At 59.4% G+C, this 15,137-nt stretch carries 12 protein-coding genes; all 12 read right to left on the reverse strand.

The window, feature by feature from the left end; genetic code table 11:
- Positions 1-13 precede the first annotated feature (13 nt).
- Positions 14-1,972, reverse strand: a complete 1,959-nt coding sequence (locus IM284_RS22195) for a type VI secretion system Vgr family protein (RefSeq protein ID WP_101865788.1) — start codon at positions 1,970-1,972, stop codon at positions 14-16.
- A gap of 64 nt (positions 1,973-2,036) precedes the next feature.
- Positions 2,037-2,447: a hypothetical protein gene (locus IM284_RS22200; protein ID WP_047367777.1), complete on the reverse strand. Its 411-nt coding sequence runs from the start codon at positions 2,445-2,447 to the stop codon at positions 2,037-2,039.
- A gap of 278 nt (positions 2,448-2,725) precedes the next feature.
- Complete coding sequence (locus IM284_RS22205; RefSeq protein ID WP_047367778.1) at positions 2,726-4,147, reverse strand: serine/threonine-protein kinase; 1,422 nt, start codon at positions 4,145-4,147, stop codon at positions 2,726-2,728.
- A gap of 24 nt (positions 4,148-4,171) precedes the next feature.
- On the reverse strand, positions 4,172-6,787 hold the full coding sequence (gene tssH, locus IM284_RS22210; protein ID WP_193055931.1) for a type VI secretion system ATPase TssH: 2,616 nt from the start codon (positions 6,785-6,787) through the stop codon (positions 4,172-4,174).
- Positions 6,788-6,822: 35 nt separating this feature from the next.
- Entirely contained in the window at positions 6,823-7,866 is a 1,044-nt protein-coding gene (gene tssG, locus IM284_RS22215; protein WP_047367780.1) for a type VI secretion system baseplate subunit TssG, read from the reverse strand.
- The gene (tssF, locus tag IM284_RS22220; protein WP_047367781.1) at positions 7,863-9,734 is read right to left on the reverse strand and encodes a type VI secretion system baseplate subunit TssF; all 1,872 of its coding nucleotides are present in this window, start codon (positions 9,732-9,734) and stop codon (positions 7,863-7,865) included. Before tssF ends, tssG begins: the two co-directional genes overlap by 4 nt.
- 2 nt (positions 9,735-9,736) lie before the next feature.
- Positions 9,737-10,300 carry a type VI secretion system baseplate subunit TssE gene (tssE, locus tag IM284_RS22225; protein ID WP_028013485.1) on the reverse strand — a complete coding sequence of 188 codons (564 nt, stop codon included), beginning with the start codon at positions 10,298-10,300 and terminating at the stop codon, positions 9,737-9,739.
- On the reverse strand, positions 10,293-11,105 hold the full coding sequence (locus IM284_RS22230; protein ID WP_047367782.1) for a type VI secretion system accessory protein TagJ: 813 nt from the start codon (positions 11,103-11,105) through the stop codon (positions 10,293-10,295). Before IM284_RS22230 ends, tssE begins: the two co-directional genes overlap by 8 nt.
- Positions 11,106-11,114: 9 nt before the next feature.
- A complete protein-coding gene (locus IM284_RS22235; RefSeq protein WP_047367783.1) occupies positions 11,115-12,113 on the reverse strand; it encodes a hypothetical protein in 999 nt (332 codons plus the stop codon).
- Between the two features lie 16 nt (positions 12,114-12,129).
- Positions 12,130-12,927 (reverse strand): PP2C family serine/threonine-protein phosphatase, encoded by a 798-nt coding sequence (locus tag IM284_RS22240; protein ID WP_023336024.1) that lies wholly within the window; start codon positions 12,925-12,927, stop codon positions 12,130-12,132.
- Positions 12,924-14,684: a type VI secretion system-associated FHA domain protein TagH gene (gene tagH / locus IM284_RS22245; RefSeq protein WP_047367784.1), complete on the reverse strand. Its 1,761-nt coding sequence runs from the start codon at positions 14,682-14,684 to the stop codon at positions 12,924-12,926. The genes IM284_RS22240 and tagH overlap by 4 nt, the downstream gene beginning before the upstream one ends.
- Positions 14,685-14,774: 90 nt before the next feature.
- On the reverse strand, positions 14,775-15,137 hold a 363-nt coding region (locus IM284_RS22250; RefSeq protein ID WP_193055932.1), incomplete at its 5' end, for a hypothetical protein.

Here is a 15,137-nt window from a genome sequence, read left to right on the forward strand (position 1 = left end):
CTCTGTACGCAGATTAACTGTTAACTTTTACAATCGCGCCCTTAATATCGGTAAGGTTAGTTCCCGTTATACTCACCGTATCATTTGCTTTGAGCTCGGTATTGATCCCATCACCTAGTCTTGTAAGCTCATCACCTTTGAAGATGGCTTGTTCCACAGCCTCTGCTTTGAGGTTGCCTTGGCCTACGTGAATCTCAATGGTATCCGGGGCGATCAGAATATAATTGTCTTTAACTTTGAGTTTAATCGTGGTCACAGATTCCAGCAGCGCGTTACCTTCTTTATCCATGGTCAAGACGGTTTGATCTTTCCCAACGTTTATAACGTGCTTGTTACCAATATTATGCGTTTCATTATTACCTACATCTGATTTCAGGTTCCGCTTAATCGTAATATTCTCATCCTGTCCGATGGTTTTTCTACGATCGACACCGACATCATGAGTTTCAGAATTTTCAATATCCGTATCCATATTTTTTTCTGCATGGATCCAGATCTGCTCGTGCCCGGCTTTATCTTCAAAACGGAGAATATTGGCATTGTCTTTATGGCCATCTTTGCTGCGGCTATAAAAGCCCATCTGCGTCGCCGCAGCCGGAAGCGCCCACGGCGGCATGCTCGCGTCGTTATACACGCGGCCGGTAATAATCGGACGGTCCGGGTCGCCGTTGATAAAGTCCACCACCACCTCGTCGCCGACGCGCGGGATCTGCACCCCGCCGTAGCCCTGGCCCGCCCACGCGCTCGACACGCGAACCCAGCAGGAGCTGGTGTCATCGCCCTTCGCCAGCCGGTCCCAGTGGAACTTCACCTTCACCCGGCCATATTTGTCCGTCCAGATACTCTCGCCCTTCGGCCCGACCACTTTCGCCGTCTGCGGGCCGTAGGTGCGTGGCCACGTCGTGCTCTGCGCCGGACGGTAAACCACCGCCGACGGAATGACCGTGAAATCGGTACGGTGTATGGTCTCCCCCTCGCCGCTGGCGTAGCGGTTCTCCTCGAAGTGGTAGCCCGCTGCCGTCACCAGATACTCCCCGTTGTCGCTGAAGAACGGCGCGTTGGTTAACGTGAAGGTGTGCCCTGGCGCTATCCCCGCCGCCGTGGCAGTGGCCTGAATCTGCTGATGCTCCACCTGCCAGCGCTCCTGACGGATACGGGCATAGAACTCCCCGTGACCTTTGTCCACAAAGCGCCCCGGCCAGTCGTACACGTCAATGCTGCCCGGCTTCGGCGACGCCGGGTTCTGCTGGGCCTGGAAAAGCCACGCGTTCGGCTTGCGGAAGTCATAGTCGTCGAGGCTGTAAATCCCCGGCGTCACGCTGTCCTCCAGCGCCCACTGGCTGATGCCCTCTTCATCCGTACTGCCGCCGGACGGCGTCTGGTGGTACGGGATGACCTCATAGCCGCTGAACGGCTGATGCTGCGTGGCGGCGTCAGTCAGCACCAGGGTGTGCTTGTCCGCATCGTGGCTGAAGTGATACGCAATCCCCTCCAGCTCCATCAGGCGGCTGATGAAGTCCAGGCTCGACTCCTGATACTGCACGCAGTAGTCCCAGACCCGGTAGCTGCCGGTGAGTTTATCCTCAACGTTGACCTGATGCTCGCCCAGCAGGGTTTTCACAATCTGCGGCACAGTCTGGCCCTGGAAAATACGCAGGTTACGGTCGCGCTTCATCGGCCACAGGTCCGGCTCCACCGTCAGCTGGTACACCGCATAGCGGGTGCCCGTCAGCTCAACGGCGCTCACCGCCACGCGGGTAATCTTGCCGTTAATATAGCGGGAGGTCAGCAGGCTCTGCGTCGGGATGGTCACCGTGACCGGCTGGCCCAGCAGCTTACTGCGGTCAATGCGCGCGTCCGTGCCAAGCACGGTCAGCGTCAGCGCGAACGACTCGGACATCGCCTCGCGGCCCGTCAGTTTCCAGAACAGAAGCCCCTCCACCGGGAGCTGAACGGTAATTCGGTTGAGCATAATCTTTATTCCATTTAGCTTATGCGATGCAAAAAAGCGGGTCGCATCTCTGATAAAGCATCATTCAAGAAAGGGGCTTTTCCCGCTCGTTCATCCAAAAAACAAGAGAGTAGATTTTCAGTGACTCTGATGTGATAAATAACCCTACATTCAACCAGACGTTTGAAATTCCAAACACGCTTACTAAAAGAGGGAAAAATGAGACTGAACATCTGAATGAAATCAAACGAAATAATTCCTGAGCAAGAGCAAATTTGACTGCACCGTTCTTTCGTTTGAAGAATAACCAGGCCGAAGCAAACAAAGAGAGTAGTAAAAGTAAGTCAAGCACAAAAAAAAGCATGACCAAAATGCTGAAACCATCACCTGCAAAATAATTCAACGAAGCACTAAATGCTTTTGCGTCAGAAAGAAATGGGATTCTGTTGTGGCGTACTGAATTCGCGCAATAAATTAAAATTGCGAGAAGATCCATACTTCCCCAGAAATACCCTGATTTACTCTTTAAATGAGCGACATTTTGTTTATACACGTAATTAACACTGACAAATTGGAATTCCGCATCTTCGCTTCAGCTAACTCTCCGGGGTCGGAGACAAAAGGGCCTGTCGTTTTTCACTGACGGTGGTCAATTAAGACCACCGCTACTAAGCCAACTGAGCTTTCAATCCTAAAGCGATTTTGTACATAAAGAGGAGAGACGCTCTTCGAACACCTTTGGAATAAGTCTCTGGCCTTGAAGATCGTGCATTACTAAGGATTCACCAGCCAGGTGCCCGGCTTGCTGATATCCAGCGTCTGGCTGCGCGTTCTCCCGTTGCCCTGCAGTTCAATCTTCGTCTCACCGGCTGGCAGCTTGAGCGAGGCATAGCCGTTGGTCGCCGGACGTAGCGCTTTTGGTTCGCCGTTCACTTTCAGCGTTTCACCGTCCTGGATACGGATATAAACCAGCGCGACCGGGCTGGCGTCGGCAGGTGGTGGCGTCTGTTGTGCCGTCGCCGGCTCGCTCACCGTCGCCGTTTCTGGCTTCACCTCTGGCGCGTTCGCGGCAGTTTCTGTCGGACGCGTCTCTGACGGAGCCTGGGCAGCCTGCTCAGGCGCATCATTCCCACCGCTGAACAGCATCGCCCCGGCGACAACGCCCACCAGCACGCCCGCGGCAACCATGCCCGGGATCTTATAGCGACGCCAGTCAAGCACCGAAGCTGGCTTCTCTTCCTCAACCGGAACCAGCATGGTGCCGGTCTTTTTGGCGGTGAGCACGTCGTTGATCCCGGCGACCGGCATCTCAATCAGCGCCGCGAATTCGTCGATAGACTGCGGACGGTCCTCCATGTGCAGCGCCAGCGCGCGGTCAATGGCCTGCAGCAGCGGGATGGAGTAGCCCTGCGGCATGATTTCCACCAGCGGCTTACAGGTATCCTGGATGGAGCGCACCACGCTGACCGGCGGCGGAGAACCCACAATCAGGGTACGCAGCACCGCGCCGAGGGCGTAAATATCCGTCCACGGCCCCTGCTCGCTCTCGTTGTCGTCGGTGTACTGCTCAATCGGCGCAAAGCCGGGGCGCAGCATGGTTTCCGTTTCGTCGGAAAGGTTACCGATGGTGCGGCGCGCGGAGCCGAAATCGAGCAGCACCGGCAGGCCGTTATCCTGGATCTGAATATTATCCAGAGAGATATCACGGTGCAGATAGCCTTCGTCGTGGATGGTCTTGATCGCGCCGAACAGCATCGGCAGCGTGCGGCGGATCCAGGCCTCGTTGATCAGCTCCGGTTTTTCTTCGCGCAGGCGTGAAAGCGTGGTGCCGCTATAAAACAGCGTCCCCATGTAAGCCGTGTCGTTTTGCACCCAGAAACGCAGGACGTGCAGCAGGTTCGGGTGGTTAAAACGCGCCAGCAGACGCGCTTCCTGAATAAAGCTGTTCAGGCCCGCGGAAAATGCTTTGCCAAAGCGCTCGCTGCGCAGCACCAGGGTCATGTCGTCGCCGCGCACGGCGAGCGAGGAAGGCATAAATTCTTTGATAGCGATAGTGCGTTCGAGCTGGTGATCCCACGCGCGATAGACAATGCCAAAACCGCCGCCGCCGATCACCTCTTTGATTTCAAACTCGTTGAAGCGGTACCCGACCGGGAGCGCGTTTGGGACAGTCCGATTGTTATCATTATCCGTCATCTTTTACAGTTCTCTTGATGATTATTACGCGGCAAACTGACAGTGAAACTCGCCCTGCTCGCAGGTGACATGCAGGCGTCGGAACTGCTCGTCGCTGCGGCTGGCGGTAAGTAAGATCTGGCTCATCTGAGGCAGCAGGGTGTTAGTCAGGATAGCATCCACCATGCGGCCGCCGGACTCCACCTCGGTGCAGCGCTGAACAATCTGTTCCACCACGCTGTCGTCAAACTCAGAAATAATGCTGTGATTCTCTTCCAGACGACGCTGAATGCGCTTGAGCTGCAGGCGCACAATCTGCCCGAGCATCTCGTCGCTGAGCGGGTAGTACGGCACCACCAGCAGGCGGCCCAGCAGCGCCGGCGGGAATACTTCCAGCAGCGGCTGGCGCAGCGCGCCGCTTAACGCGTCAGGCTCCGGCATCAGCTCCGGATCGGCGCACATGGCGCTTATCAGCTCGGTGCCCACGTTGGACGTCAGAATGATAATGGTGTTACGGAAATCAATGTGGCGCCCCTCGCCGTCCTCCATCCAGCCTTTGTCGAAGACCTGGAAGAAGATCTCATGGACGTCCGGGTGCGCTTTTTCAATTTCGTCCAGCAGCACCACGCTGTAAGGGCGACGGCGCACGGCCTCGGTTAACACGCCGCCTTCACCATACCCTACGTATCCCGGAGGCGCACCTTTTAAGGTGGAAACGGTGTGCGCTTCCTGGAACTCGCTCATGTTGATGGTGATGACGTTCTGCTCGCCGCCGTACAGGGATTCCGCCAGCGCCAGCGCGGTTTCGGTTTTCCCGACGCCGGACGGGCCGCACAGCATAAAGACGCCCACCGGTTTGTTCGGATCGTCGAGCTTCGCCCGCGAGGTTTTCACGCGGCGGGCAATGAGATCCAGCCCGTGACGCTGGCCGATAACGCGCTGGTTCAGCGTATCGGCAAGGTTCAGCACCGCGTCGATCTCGTTTTTCACCATCCGGCCCAGCGGGATCCCGGTCCAGTCAGAGACGACTGCGGCGACCACGTTTTCATCTACCGCCGCAAACAGCAGTGGCTCGTCACCCTGCAAGGCGTTCAGCGCCTGCTGCTGCTCCGCCAGCTGGCTGCGCAGCTCGGCGGTCTCTTCCTCGCCCGCCGCAAACAGCGCGGCGCGCAGGCGGATGATCTCCTGCACCAGACCGCGCTCCTCTTCCCAGCGCCGGGCCAGAGCTTCGCGTTTTGTTTCATACGCGTCGCGCTCTGTGATTAACGACGCTACGCGGTCGGCCTCACCGGCGCCGACGCGCGCTTCGCGTTCAGCAATTTCAATTTCCACGTCCAGCGCGGCAAGATGGCGCAGGCAGTCTTCCAGCTGCGCAGGGGGCGCGCTCTGGCTGACGGCCACGCGGGCGCAGGCGGTGTCGAGCAGCGCAACGGCTTTATCCGGCAGCTGACGCGCCGGGATATAGCGATGGGACAGCTTTACCGCCGCGCTGACCGCTTCGTCGAGCAGCAGGACCTGGTGGTGCGTCTCCAGCGGCGACACGGTGCTACGGAGCATCAGAATGGCTTTCGCTTCGTCCGGCTCGTGAACCTGTACGGTCTGGAAACGACGGGTCAGCGCCGGGTCTTTCTCAATGTACTTTTTGTATTCCGCCCAGGTGGTGGCACCGATGGTGCGTAGCTGACCGCGCGCCAGGGCCGGCTTCAGCAGGTTCGCCGCATCGCCGGTTCCCTGCTGGCCGCCTGCACCAATCAGAGTGTGGATCTCATCGATAAACAGAATAATCGGCGTGGCGCTGGACTGGACTTCATTAATGAGCGCCTGCAGACGGGCTTCAAACTCGCCTTTCATGCCCGCGCCTGCCTGCAGCATGCCGATATCCAGCAGCCACAGCTGAATATTTTGCAGCGGCTCCGGCACGTCGCCGTCGGCGATACGCAGCGCCAGCCCTTCAACGACTGCGGTTTTGCCGACCCCGGCCTCCCCGGTCAGCAGCGGGTTGTTCTGGCGGCGGCGCATCAGGATATCCACCATCTGGCGGATCTCCTCGTCGCGCCCGACAACCGGGTCAATCTTCCCGTCGCGGGCCCGGGCGGTCAGGTCCTGGCCGTACTGGGCCAGCGTTCCCTGCGCCGCCGGGACCGCACCCGCCGGTGCATCGACGGCGGCAGCGGCCTGCTGCGTCTCTTTGCTGTTGGCGCAAATAGCGTCGAACTGCTCGATCAGCACTTCGACGTTAAGACGGGTGAACTGCGACGAGATGCTTTTCAGCACGTTGGCCAGATTCCAGGTCTTGAGGATGCCAATCAGCAAATGGCCGCCGCGAATACGGCTGACGCCAAACTTCAGCGAGCCGAAGACCCAGGCGCGCTCCACGGCGCTGTCGATATGTTCGGAGAGATCGGAAACGGAACTTGCGCCGCGCGGCAGAGCGTCCAGCGCCGCCACGATATCGCGCGTTAGCTGCTGTTCGTCGAGGGCAAAGTGGCGGATGACCTGCTGCAGATCGCCATCCTGCTGCTGCATCAGCTGATGCAGCCAGTGCACCAGCTCAACGTAGGGGTTGCCGCGCAGCTTGCAGAAGGCAGTCGCGCTTTCCAGAGAGGTAAATAACAGCGTATCCAGTTTGCCGAAAAGCACGGCACGGCTAATTTCTGACATGTTCGGTTCCGTTGATAACAATGCGTTAGAAAAATTTATCGCTCTGCGCGATACACCAGATCGCCACGCGGGACAGGCTGCGGCTGATGCCCCAGCCAGGTGTTAAAGCCTAATCGCCCATCGCTGCCGAGCGTGGTGCCCTGCACCGCGTCTTCACGCAGGATCACCCGTGTTTCCCATTCAAACTCAATTCCCGCGTACTGGCGCACCCAGTCGCGCAGCTCGGTGACCCACGCTTCGCCCGGCAGAAAGCGGTTGTACTCCTCCGCGCTCAGCGGGCCAATCTCGATACGAAACTTATGCTGCACGTCGCGGACGGCGACGCCGAGAAAAGCGGATTCCCCCATGCGCGGCATGCGGCGTCCTGCTCCCAGCTGCGCCTGCTCGCGGGTGGAGAGCGGCATCCACTGCGGCACGTTGCTCACCAGCTTAACCGGCGCTTTAAAATAGCTGCGCAGGATCTTCTCCAGTCCTTCCGGATCCCGCCCGTGGCGGGTCAGGTGCCCGGCGTGGGTAAAGCGGGCATGGGCGCTCAGGCTGCCCTTGTTCATCTGACCCGGCTGTCCCATGCCGATCAGCGACGCCAGGTAGCCCTCAAAGCGCTTATTGTCGGCGCGATCGAGGGAAACGGCAGGCTGCGCATCCGCCCAGGCGCGGTAAAACAGCAGCGCCAGACGATGATGGAACATATCGGCAAACGCGCTGAGGCTGGTGTCCTGATGATGATGAATCCGCTCGCGGGCATACTCGGTCATGTGGACCGGCAGCGGGCCGTTCGGGCCAAACAGGCCAAAACTGAGGATCGACACCTCATGCAGCCCGCTTTCCTCACGCTGTCGTACCTGGGCCAGCGTCGACGGCGCAAAGCTCATTGAGGGCTGCTGGCCAATGCGCAGCGGCTCAAATTTCGGCAGCGGCGCGCGTCCCAGCGGGTAGCGCTCGCCGCCCTGGGCATCAATGCGCCTTAACAGCTGAAACAGATCGTAGCGCCAGGGCGTCTCGCGGACCCCGTGCCAGAACGTATCCGGCAGCTTCGTCAGGCGATGCACGCGCAGCGGTGCGGTGGCAGCGTCACTCATACCAGCGCCCTTTTACCCATGCGCGGCGCCCAGTAGCCTATCTCGCCGCGCTGCTGACTCTTCAGGGTGAACTCGGTGAAGCTGTTGATGGAGACCAGACGGGCAAAAAGGCGCTCCATCACGCTGCCGAAAAGCCACGGGCTGGCGCCGGAAAACGCCCGCTCGTCCACCGTCAGGGTGATGCCAATTCCGCGGGCGAAAACGACCGGGCCGGGTTCAGGCACGCGGCGGTGTACCGGCTCCAGCACGCAGTGGCGAACCCCCTCCACCTGACGTGCAACCGGCGTTTCGGCCAGGTTGGCATACAGACCTAACAGCTGGCGCAGCGCCGCTGCCCCCTCTTCATTTTCGCTGTCCATCAGGCTGAGGTAGTTCATCTGCAGCTGGCTGATGAGCCGCCAGGTGCTGAACCCTTCCGCCAGCGCCGGACGCGGCGGCGTCGGGCCTTTGCGCAGGGTTAACCCCTTCACCGGCATGGAGTCGGCCATAATGAACTGCCCGAGCTCCTGCTGGAGCATCAGCGGCAGGTCGCGGCTGGTACAGAGCACCTCGGCAGAGATGTAGCGCAGGTTTTCCTGCCACGGGGCATGCTGTTCATCCACCAGCGAGACAAAGACCTCCGAGCCGATATAGCCGGTACGGGTGCCGTAGCGCAGGGCGTGCTCGGAGAGCACACGCTGTTCCCGGCGCAGGGAAAAATAGGCCCCGTAGTTGCCCGCGTCGCCGCTCCAGGTGCTCCAGAACGGACGAAACGTCTGGTCGTCGCGCTGGCCGTCGGCGCTGCCAAAAATTTTATTTACCGCATAAATTTCGTAGTCCAGCGGGCGGATGTTATCGACCACCAGATGGTATTCATGCTGGCCTTCATTCAGCTTCTGCCGGGCCGCCACTTTCGGGAACAGGTTGATGACCGGCGTGCAGTGCAGCGCCAGATGGCTGGCGTCGACCACGCGCTCCAGCTGTTCATCCGACTTATCCAGCAGAATGAAGATATCGAAGGCTTTTTCGTTTTCGCAGCGCTGGATTAGCGTGCTCAGACCGCTCAGGCTGATAAAGCGGAAGCGGGCCGGAAACGCAAAATACTCCTGCAGCAGACGGTAGCCGTCAAAGTTGCGCAGATCGTCCGGGAGGAGCGCCTGGTCCGGCGCAAAGCCCTCCTGAAGCAGCGCATCCGTTGCCAGCAGCTGTCGCTGCGGCTGCGGGCTGACCGTCTGGCAGACGATCCCGGCGTGGTGCTCCATCACCAGCTCCAGCAACTTCAGCGCCTCAATGTCCGGGCCGCTGAGGAAAAACTCCAGCCGGTCAAAATTCAGGTGCCCAAGGTTTTGCGGGCCGTCGCAGGCAATGCGGATCCGCAAGGCGCTGTTGATCCCCCGCTGGTTTAAGCCGAGCTGCGCCAGCGGCAGGTCAGCGGGCACGCCGCCGAGCTCCACTTTGTCGATTTTCAGCGGCAGCAGATTAACCTCGTGCGCGGTGGTATAGCTGCAGGTTACGCCGGTTTTTTTCAGCGCCAGGCTGTCCATCATGGTGCCGCGCGGCACAATAAAGCCGTTGCTCAGATCGCCGCGGCTGCTGTCGGGCTCAATTTGCGCAATCGCCATTGAAGGGGTGGGCGCGAGGTAGTTCGGCGCGATCATCTCCAGCAGACGCTGGGAGAAACGCGGAAACTCCGCGTCCATTTTCATCTGTACGCGGGAGGTCAGAAACGCAAACCCCTCCATCAGGCGTTCGGTGTACGGGTCCGCCACTTCGATGCCGCGCATGCCCAGCCGCCCGGCGACCTTCGGATATCGTTCGGCAAACTCGGCCCCCATTTCGCGCAGGTAGGCCAGCTCACGGTTGTAATATTCGAGCAGTTTACTTTCCATGATTACCCCGCATCTTTCAGTTCAAAATGGCCGTTTTCCAGATCGACATCGGTGCGAAACAGAAACTCCAGCGGGTACGGCACACACCATAAGCGCCCTTTAATCTCGATGGAGAGCACGTTGTGCAGATCCAGCGAGGAGGTATCCGACACGCAGCGGACCTGCAGCCCCTGCGGCAAAATGCGCGGTTCAAAATTGATGATGGCCTCAGTGAGCTTGCGCTGAATGTCGTGCCATTCGATGTCCGACATCCTCTTCCCGGCGAGCGGCGCGACGCCGAAGTTAACCACCGAGCGGCTCACGTGCGGTAGCGCGCTTAAATCGCCGGAGGCATCGTGGTTGATGGTGTTAAACAGCCACTGCAGATCCCGCAGCACGTTACGACGCAGCGCTGCGTGGGTGATCAGGTTGCTGTTGGCCGGCTCGCGTTTTTTTTCCGGGTCGTTATCGGTGAGGCGATCGAGCAGCGAAGGCTGCATTTTGTCGCGCGCCCCCACCTTCTCCTGCCTGCTGCGGGCTTGCCAGCCGCTGCGCAGCAGATCGCCTTCGCCAGCGGGATTACTCATCGGCTCCATCCGTCGCAAACGACACGAGGCTTAACGACAGCAACGGGCTTTCGCTTTGCTCGCTGAGCCAGGCTTTCTGGCCCATCCCTTCGTACAGGGTGCCGTCCTCGTCGAGCGGCTGCCACTCGGTAGTGCGGCCCAGTTTGATCGCATCCGACGCATCGGCAGCAAACGGGTAACGCGCCGGGATCTGACATACCTGCTCCGTACCGTCGGTCAGGCGCACCAGCGCGTGACGCCAGACCAGATCGGTCACGCTGGCAGGCGCCTGGAAACGGATCTCGGCGATAGCGTTAAACGGCAGCCAGAAATAGCGGCCGTTCACGATGGTTTCGCACACCGGGCCGAGACGGGCATCGCCGTCCATCAGCCAGTCAAACGGCTGAGCCTCATCGTTTTCGAGGGTGATGTGGCCGGGAGTGGCCTGCGCCTGGTCAAGCGCTTCAAGGCGCAGCGACCGGGCACGCTCGCCCTCCTCGCGGAGCGCCGCGGCCAGGGTGGTCAGCCACGGCCACTGAGTTTCAGGCATGGCCGGACGCGCCTGCCCCGCCATCACCTGTGCGCGCTGCAGCTCGCCCTGAATGGACTGCTCCAGCAGCGTGACGGTGGGTTTCGCCTGCGGCTTCAGCGCCAGCCAGCTTTTCAGCTGGGTCAGCGCGCGCGTCCCGTTGCCGCTGAGGATTAAAAACTGCACGAACGCGGCGCGGAGGTCTGCATCTGCCGGACGGGCTTTGATCTCCGCTTCAAGACGCGCCAGCGCGTCGTTGAGCGTTTCACCCGCCAGGTGTTGATAGAGCGTATTCATAGCCATTCCTTAATTCGCCGCGCGCCAGGCGCCCACTGCCGGATCGCGCAGCTGAGGACGCAGGGTATCAATCAGAACGATATTCAGCGGGGTGCCTGGGGCAACCCAGGCACCCCAGGTTTTCTTCACCGCCGCAATACGCGCCTGCAGTTTTGCATCGTCGCTGGCGGTCTCGCGGGAAATTTCTACCGCTACCGTGCCGTTGCTCTTCCAGCTGTTCAGGGTGCTGTCGTAAGGCAGGATCATCCAGCTCTGATCGCTGTCTGGCGTGCTGAATACCATGCGCTCTTTATTGACGGAGGTGATCAGCGCGTTTTCCGGATCGGCGCTCTGATTCAGCCCCATCACCGGGAAGCCGTGAATGTACGTCACCGCCATCTCTTTCTGCCCGCCGTTGCGGGACTGAGAGATAACGGTGTGACCGCTCAGCCAGCTGCCGTTACCGCAGCGGGTAGTATCAGAATCCGGAATAAAGAGCGCCGGAGCGGACGCGCCGCCCTCCCAGAAGGTGCGCAGGTGGCAGCCATCCTGCAGGGTAAACTCCTGCCACGGCGTGCGGTCGGCGGCAACGGTGCGGGAAGCCACGTTCTGATCGGGTGGCAGTAACGCGCCGCTGGCTGGGGTTGCGGTGACAGTCTCGGCAGGCGCGGCCTGCTGCTGTTTCACCACCAGCGCCCAGTCCTGCGCTTTAGCTGCCGTGCCCTGCGCCAGCGTCGTTCCCTCGGGATCGTTGAGCGTCCAGCTGAGTTTATTCACTTTGCTGCACTGGTGTTCCAGCAGCGAGCCAAGACGCGGCACAAAGTTTTCCAGCACGGAGACGTCTTTCTTGCCGTTCGCCACAATGCGCAGCGCCACTTCTGGCTTACACCAGCTCTGCGGGGTGTTGTCTTTGATGTTGTCGATCCAGATATCCAGCTTCTGCGCAGGAGACTGCACGATGCGGAAATTTTCAGCCTGCGCGGTGGAGGTCGCAGCCAGAAGTGCCAAACCCGATAGCCAAAGTTTCATATCGTTCCTTGTGTGTCTAATCAGTTCCGCAGGGAAGAAATTGTGCTGCATCAGAGAGGGTGTGCAGCAAAGTGGTGTCCTGAGGGTTGCCCATCCATACCGCCAGGGCGGTATAGTTATCCTGCGCATTCCCCTCCTGCTCGCCATTCTTTTGAATGATTTGGTTCATTAAGGTCAGCCACTCCTGCGGCGTATTGACCATGTGCAGCGACTGCTTCATTTGCTCTTCGCTGACGCCGTGCCAGAACCCGTCGGTGCAGAGTAAAAAGGCATCGCCGTCTTCAACCTGCACCACGTCGCTGTAGCTCGCTTCCGGTCCGCCGTTTTCAATTCCCAGCGCCAGATAAAGCAGGTTGCTGTTGAGATCGTCCGTCTGATGCCCGGCATCCTTCATCTGCTGCACCAGACTGTGGTCCGTGGTGACGTGCCACAGCCACCCCCGGCGAAACAGGTACAGGCGGCTGTCGCCGGCATGCGCCCAGTACGCCAGCCCGTAGTCCCGGTCAATGAACAGGCTGACCAGCGTCGTGCCCATCCGGCGATAGTCCTGAACAGCCTGCTGTTCGCTCAGAATGGTGCGATTCGCCGTCTGCACGTAGTCGCGGATATGCTGCGCGTTGAGGTGCTTGTCGCCATCGAAGCGGGAGATAATGCTGTTACGGGCCAGTTCCGCGGCGACTTCACCACCGGGCAGACCCGCGATGCCGTCGCAGACGACAAAGCAGGCTGAGCGTTCCCCTATGGTTTCTCCCGTCTGATCCTGGTTGCTGGCGCGCGTCCCCTGGCGGGAGAGAGAAGCGGTTGCGATATTCATTTGTCTTCCGATCCGCTCTGTGAGTCTTTGTACTGATTCACCTCCATGTCATACGCATGAAGGAAGGCTTCGCCGAACAGGGTGTGGAAGTCATCCTCAATCTCGCCCGCCGTCTCGCCATAGCTGCGAACAAAATAGTCCCACAGGGCGGCTTTGCGGCTGCCCGGCAGCGCCAGACGCGAGGTCATGCCGTTCTGCTTCGCCTGCTCCTCCAGTTGTTCCGGGTTAAAGGACTGCAGCATCGCGGCGATGATGGCGCGGATACCGGAGATCATCCCCAGCTGGTGCGCCTGCAGGTCGATCAGCGCATCGCGCACCGATTTGGTCGGCGGCATAAAGCCCGGCATCGGGGTGCCGAACATCTGAATTAAGACGGTTTTCCCGGTCGGCAACAGCTTGAACGGGTTGTTGGCATCGTCCAGCACCATGGTCATATCGGCTTTTACGCCGCGTTTCAGGATGGAGCGCGACGAGAGCAGCGCCACGGTGCCCTGCGAGAACATGCCGAGAATCTGCCCCAACTGACGCATATTTTCCCGGTCAAACTGCGGAACAGGCTGCATTTCGCTCAGGCCCATACCTTCAAGCAGCGCCTGCAGCAGCTCGCCCTGCAGCACTTCACCCTTCTCGCCATTATTCGGGCTGGCGGTTGGGGATGCCGCGTTATTGACCGGGTCGATGCGCAGGCGCCCCTTCGGTGCCTGAGCGCTGCTGCGCGCAACGGCCTGCGGCGTAGGCATGGTGAAGCCTGCGTAATCCGGCCGCGCCGGCTCTTCTTCACGCGGCGTTTCCTGCGGCTCTGGGGCGAACAGCGGAGAATCGGCAAGCACGTCCTCTTCCTGCTCCGGTTCAGGCGTTGATGCTGGCTTTTCGTCTGCAATATCATCCGGGTGGGTTAACGGTGCTCCGCCCATCAGCCCGAGCGGGTCATCATTGCGCGCGGCTGGCGCGCTGGCCTTTCCACCGAACAGCGCCAGCGGGTCAAGCTCGTCCGCCGCGTCTTCTTTAGGGGCGGGTTGCCCCTCAACCGGCGGCACCAGCGTGGAAGGCGTCACGTCGTCAAAAATGCTCTCTTTTTTGAACAGCGCTTCGTCGCTGAACAGCGTGTCCGGGTCGACGTTCTTGCGCTCAAGCGTTGGATCGCTGTCGTTGAACATCGCCAACGGATCTTCGGCATTACGTTCCGGCGCGACGGGCTGGGAGAAGGGATCCTGTGAGGCCGCAGGCTGCGGTTTTGCGCGGTTGCTGGAGATGCTGTCGGAGATGGAGAACTCCTGCATCAGGCTGTCCCAGATTTCGGAAGGCACGGCGGTCGGTTCCGCCTTCCCGCGTGGCGCGGGGTTAGCAGGCTTCGCTTGCGCTGCGGGCGCAGCGGGTGCGGCTGTCGGACGCGCCTGCTGCTGCATGCTGGCCGCCATACGGCTCACCGGCTGTGTGTCGTGGATCAGTTCGGTCACTTCGATACGGTAGTCATCAATACCGAGAATGTCGCCATCCTGCAGTTCAACCTGACGTCCGCGCTCCAGCGGAATATCGTTTAATACCACGCGGGTGACGCTGCCACGGTTGGTGACGCGGCATTCGCCCTGAGCGTCAACGTGGACAATGGCCTGCAGACGCGAGATGGTGCGGTCATTGTCCGGCAATACCAGATTGTTATCCGTACCGCGCCCAATGGTGCCGCCCGGGGCGTAAAAATCACAGCTGCTTTGCGGCGGCTGATGACCGGGTTTCGTAGAAATAATCGTGAATCGCATGGCGTATTCCTGCTGGTATGATTAGCGCTCAAACGCTGCCGCTCTCGGGAATGAGAACGGCGGGGTTTGGGGGTTAAGAACTGATTAGAGCTATTTGACTAAATTCAGGAAAATAATGCCGATAAGCAGCCATAGTGTAAAAAATAAGGCCTGAATTTTATAGCATCGATGCAGTTTTAATATCCAGCCAATTCTCTCTTCCGGTAAAGCCTGAATGAATTTATAGGCATCATCCTGAACATCTCTGTCTTTGGTAAACTTCATCTTCACGCCTTTGCGAAGACGAACAAACCAGATTATTTTTTGATAATTCGCCAGCGAACCAAAAAATGATGCGGAATTTGTCACCAGATCGAGATCGTAGCCTTTTTGCCTATATTCTGAAAGAAGTAGATTATATTCAGTTTCGTGTCTTTTAAAATAACGAGAACTAACGAGATCCATGATTACGAC

Origin of the sequence: Enterobacter cloacae complex sp. P12RS (genome assembly GCF_014895875.1) — a bacterium.
GTDB classification, from domain to species: Bacteria; Pseudomonadota; Gammaproteobacteria; order Enterobacterales; family Enterobacteriaceae; genus Enterobacter; species Enterobacter bugandensis.

Bases quoted from the DNA above. Each gene is read 5' to 3' on its own strand.
- IM284_RS22235 (WP_047367783.1), bottom strand. From the start codon at position 12,113: ATGAAACTTTGGCTATCGGGTTTGGCACTTCTGGCTGCGACCTCCACC.
- IM284_RS22195 (WP_101865788.1), bottom strand. From the start codon at position 1,972: ATGCTCAACCGAATTACCGTTCAGCTCCCGGTGGAGGGGCTTCTGTTC.
- IM284_RS22230 (WP_047367782.1), bottom strand. From the start codon at position 11,105: ATGAATACGCTCTATCAACACCTGGCGGGTGAAACGCTCAACGACGCG.
- tssF (WP_047367781.1), bottom strand. From the start codon at position 9,734: ATGGAAAGTAAACTGCTCGAATATTACAACCGTGAGCTGGCCTACCTG.
- tssG (WP_047367780.1), bottom strand. From the start codon at position 7,866: ATGAGTGACGCTGCCACCGCACCGCTGCGCGTGCATCGCCTGACGAAG.
- IM284_RS22240 (WP_023336024.1), bottom strand. From the start codon at position 12,927: ATGAATATCGCAACCGCTTCTCTCTCCCGCCAGGGGACGCGCGCCAGC.
- IM284_RS22200 (WP_047367777.1), bottom strand. From the start codon at position 2,447: ATGGATCTTCTCGCAATTTTAATTTATTGCGCGAATTCAGTACGCCAC.
- tssE (WP_028013485.1), bottom strand. From the start codon at position 10,300: ATGAGTAATCCCGCTGGCGAAGGCGATCTGCTGCGCAGCGGCTGGCAA.
- IM284_RS22205 (WP_047367778.1), bottom strand. From the start codon at position 4,147: ATGACGGATAATGATAACAATCGGACTGTCCCAAACGCGCTCCCGGTC.
- tssH (WP_193055931.1), bottom strand. From the start codon at position 6,787: ATGTCAGAAATTAGCCGTGCCGTGCTTTTCGGCAAACTGGATACGCTG.
- tagH (WP_047367784.1), bottom strand. From the start codon at position 14,684: ATGCGATTCACGATTATTTCTACGAAACCCGGTCATCAGCCGCCGCAA.